Source organism: Nocardia sp. NPDC056000 (assembly GCF_042269265.1).
In the GTDB taxonomy this organism is placed as follows: Bacteria; Actinomycetota; Actinomycetes; order Mycobacteriales; family Mycobacteriaceae; genus Nocardia.
Genome location: NZ_JBHJXS010000002.1, coordinates 564263 through 568256 on the forward strand (window position 1 = coordinate 564263; position 3994 = coordinate 568256).

A 3994-nucleotide genomic window follows, 5' to 3' on the forward strand; every position below is an offset into this window, starting at 1 on the left:
CCGTCAGTTAATGAAAGTAGGCTGTGCTGTGCATGACACGTTGATCACGGGCGGGAAGAGACTGAAGCACCGATGGCACCACCTGAGGACAAGACGCGTACTGCCTTCCCCGGTTTGAAGGCACAGGCCGAGCAGAGCGGGGAGATGCTGCGGTTCAAGCCGGAGTCTGCGCAGCGGGCGCTGACCTCGGCATCCACGCTTATCGGTGAGCTCCGCTACTTCCAGAGCCAGGTGACCTCGAGCAATCTCAATAATCTGCCGACGATCGCCAAGCAGCCGATCAACAACAGGCTCAAGTCAGGCGAATTGCTCACCACGTACTACAACAAGCGTGGGCAGGATCTGTTCGACGCCCTCGACATTCACATCGCCATCGTCACCGATATGGCCGATACGTTCCGGGCCGCCGGTAAGGCCTACGTGAACATGAACGAGGACAACAAGAAGAAGTTCGACGGTATCCCGGCCAAGCTGGATGGGATCAAGCCTCCGGGCACCGCGACGGATCTGAAGTTGAAGCCACCGACGGTGGACGCGTGGAAGCCCCACTCGAGCGACGATATGTCCGATATGGAGGACAGGCCGAAGGAGCTCAAGGATTTCAAAGGCTCCCAGGAAGCCGCCGACGTCATGCCCGAGGGCAAGGACTCGATGCTGTGGCCTGATCTCTATCTGCTCGGTCACCAGATGAATGCCGATGTCTACGCGACCGCGGCCGAGCGCTGGTGGTGGATCGGCAAGGAACTCGATACTCGCATCGGCTCGTTCGACCAGGATATTCAAGCGCTGCGCTATGACTGGGAGGGCACCGGCAGCGATGCGGCCCGCGCGGCGGTCAAGCAGTACTCCGATGACCGGCAGCCGTTGATCACGACCATCAAGCTCATGGGTGACAGCATCAACTTCACCTCCGACTTCATGGCGTTGACGGCGAAGCATATGCCGACCCATTCCGATGACGGCTACCTGTACGACAGTGAGAAGCAGGACGAGCTGGACTACTACCGCGACCAGTTCCAGACCTTCTATCACGAGCCGATCGCCGAGGTCGCCCAGGTGATGCCATTCGTGCCGGGGCCCAAGGTGATTCCGAAGCCGGAGATCAAGACGCCGCCGACGAAGGACGACGACAAGAAGACCGGCGACGACGACAAGAAGACAACCGACGATAAGAAGACCGACAACACCGGCGGCAATACCGGTGGCAACACGGGTGGGAACACCGGCGGCAATACCGGTGGCGGGAACGGCGATCAGAAGAAGGCCGCCGACGACGCGAAGAAGGCTCAGGACGCCAAGGACGCGAAAGACGCGGCTGACAAGAAGGCCGCCGAGGACGCGAAGAAAGCCCAGGACGCCAAGGACGCGAAGGACGCCGCCGACAAGAAGGCCGCTGACGACGCCAAGAAGGCCCAGGACGCCAGAGATGCGAAGGACGCCGCCGACAAAAAGGCGCTCGAGGACGCCAAGAACGCGCAGAACGGTGGAAATCCCAACGGTGCCAATCCGAATGGCACCAATCCGAATGGTACGAACCCGGGCGCGGGACTTCCCGGTACCAGTTCGCCCGGCGGCTCGTCGTCACCGTCGACCGGCGGCACCGCGGGTTCGTCCAACGGCAGCCAGGGCCTGTCGCAGCTGTCCAGCCTGTTGAGCAGCCTGGCGAGCGCGGGATCGACTGCGGCGCAATCGTTGCCGCAGCTGCTCACCGCGCTGGACTCGGCGCTGAATACCGGGAACACACAGCAGCTCGCGCAATTGCTCGGTGTGCCGGAGGACAAGATCACCGCCGCGATGGCGCAGATTCAGAACCAGCCGGACAAGTTGGCTGAACTGTCCCAATTGCTGGGTCTGACGAACGGTGCGAATCCCGCCGTGCCCGCCGCCGGACTGCCCGCCGGTATCGCTCCCGACGGTGCGGCCGTGGTAACCCCGGCCGCCGCGTCGGTGACCACCAATCCGGCCGCCGCGACCAACCCGCTGTCGTTCACCAACCTGTTCCCTCGCGCGGGCATCGATGCCTCCATCACCGAGCCGGTTTTCGGTGTCACGGCGGGTCTTTCGGACAATGTGATGGTCGGAGGAGTGCACGCGGGCGCGGATCACGAGCCGCCCCCGGTGGACTTCCTGGGCGCGCTCGCGCATATCGGTGAGCCGCATCCGGAGCAGCCACATGTGGAGGCGGGCCCGGTGGTCGAGGCATGAGGTGGCAGTTCACCGACCTCGAATTCAAGGCGCTGTGCTACCGCTACCGCTATCAGGCCCGGATGCCCTCACCGCTGGTGTACACCAGCCGCACCGTGCTCGCGGCGGATTACGAGCTGGAGCTCTACGAGGCGCGCACCCGGCTCGAGCAGGAGTTGGATCCCGGATTCATCAGCTTGTTCGAGGCGATGGCGGATCCGGAACTCTTCATCGGTGTGCACGGATTCCGCGACGATGATCCGCATGCGCCACGATTGCGCGCGCATGCGGCCCGGCGTGGCCACCGGGCCTGTGTGATCGTGCAGAGCCCGGGTGAAACCCCTTTCCACAGTGGCGATATCACCGTGCTCGAATGCGAGCCGCATGAGATGTACGCCCTGCTGGTGGCGCAGCTGCCCGAGGTCGAGGCGGGCGGTATGTCGCCGATCCCGATCTCGGATCGGCCGTATGTGCCGGAGCCGGATCCCTATGACAGTCCGCCGGCTTCGGCCTTCGACAGCTTCGAGGAGACCGGTGAGGTGCGCGGGCTGCGGTTCTGGAACACCCGGGCCGACCGCATCGGATTCATGCGGGTGATTCAGGGCCGGTCCAAATATGGTCCGCGCGGTGTGGAGCATCAGCTGCTGCTGTGGCGGGATCTGCCCGGCGACGGCCGCTACCTGATCGAGCTGGAGACGCCCGAGATGACGGCGGTGGGCACCGACGCGAAGCGTTTCGCGGCGCGACTCCAGCATCACGTGGAACGGATCCTGCAGATCATGGAATCCCGTGGGGAGCAGGAAGAATTGCAGCAACGGTAGTGGCCGGTGGGCTGAGCGCCTGCTGGTGTTCCTCTCGAATCGGCACTCGCCGTTAATATTCCGTCAACTGACCGGTCGCTCAGGGCTGTAAGGGTTGAGACCCCCGTACCCTGCCCGAGTGAGGGAGACGAACCGTGACCGACCGATTGCAGTCCTACAAGGAGTTGTTGCGCACCGCCTCCAGCAAGACCGGCGCGGTACGCGATGGCATCGACAAGATCGTGGACACCTTGGTCTCGGCCACGGAGGGGCGCGGCGAGCCGTGGGGCAATGACACCATGGGATCGGGATTCGCCAACGGCGACAACGGTTATCTAAAGAGCAGCGGCAATATCATCTCCGGTGCGCGCAATATGTCCGGCACCTTCGGCAACTTCTCGAAGGGGCAGAAGGAAGCGCTGGACCTGCTGACCACTATGGATGACGGCAACGGCAACGGGTTCAAGTGAGGCGGCGCCGATGACCAATAACGAGCGCGCGCGCCACGACCTCTCGGACATTCTGGAGGGCTTCGCCGACCAGATGCGCACCATCACCCAATTGCAGCGTGAGCGTGCGGCTTTGACCGCGTCCGCTTCGGTGCGGCAGAAGCGGGTGACGGTGACGGTGAACGCCGAGGGCACCGTGATCGAGACCAAATTCAATTCCGAGATAGCCGATCTGGACTATCCGGAGATCGCGAAGGCGATCACCGAGGCGGCGCAGCAGGCGGCCGCGGAGGTGGCCCAGCGCGGCAGGGACATCCTGGCGCCGGTGTCGCAGAACAGGAATCGGCTGCCCAAGCTTTCCGATCTGGTGCCTGGCATGCCGGATCTGAGTCGTGAGCTGCGGATTCCGGAGCCGCCGGTGGTGTCGACCGCACCGCCGAAGTCCCCGGAACGCCTTGCGACGCAAGCGAATGACGAACCCGAATCGCAGACGCCGCCGCGTCGCGGTGCGGCCACCGACTCCGGCTGGTAGCGGGCGGGCCTCGGGGTGAACCACCGGAC

4 protein-coding genes are annotated in these 3994 nt (G+C 63.9%); all 4 read left to right on the plus strand.

Annotation, left to right across the window (positions count from 1 at the left end; all coding sequences use genetic code 11):
• The first annotated feature begins 72 nt into the window (after positions 1 to 72).
• The 4 genes from ACFC4D_RS07425 to ACFC4D_RS07440 all read left to right on the plus strand — a co-directional run bounded on the left by ACFC4D_RS07425 (position 73) and on the right by ACFC4D_RS07440 (position 3965).
• Positions 73 to 2205 (plus strand): hypothetical protein, encoded by a 2133-nt coding sequence (locus ACFC4D_RS07425; RefSeq protein WP_376062109.1) that lies wholly within the window; start codon positions 73 to 75, stop codon positions 2203 to 2205.
• A complete protein-coding gene (locus tag ACFC4D_RS07430; protein WP_376062110.1) occupies positions 2202 to 3005 on the plus strand; it encodes an ESX secretion-associated protein EspG in 804 nt (267 codons plus the stop codon). The genes ACFC4D_RS07425 and ACFC4D_RS07430 overlap by 4 nt, the downstream gene beginning before the upstream one ends.
• Before the next feature lie 134 nt (positions 3006 to 3139).
• Entirely contained in the window at positions 3140 to 3454 is a 315-nt protein-coding gene (locus ACFC4D_RS07435; protein ID WP_376062111.1) for a hypothetical protein, read from the plus strand.
• Positions 3455 to 3464: 10 nt separating this feature from the next.
• Positions 3465 to 3965, plus strand: a complete 501-nt coding sequence (locus ACFC4D_RS07440; protein ID WP_376062112.1) for a YbaB/EbfC family nucleoid-associated protein — start codon at positions 3465 to 3467, stop codon at positions 3963 to 3965.
• Positions 3966 to 3994: the final 29 nt, after the last annotated feature.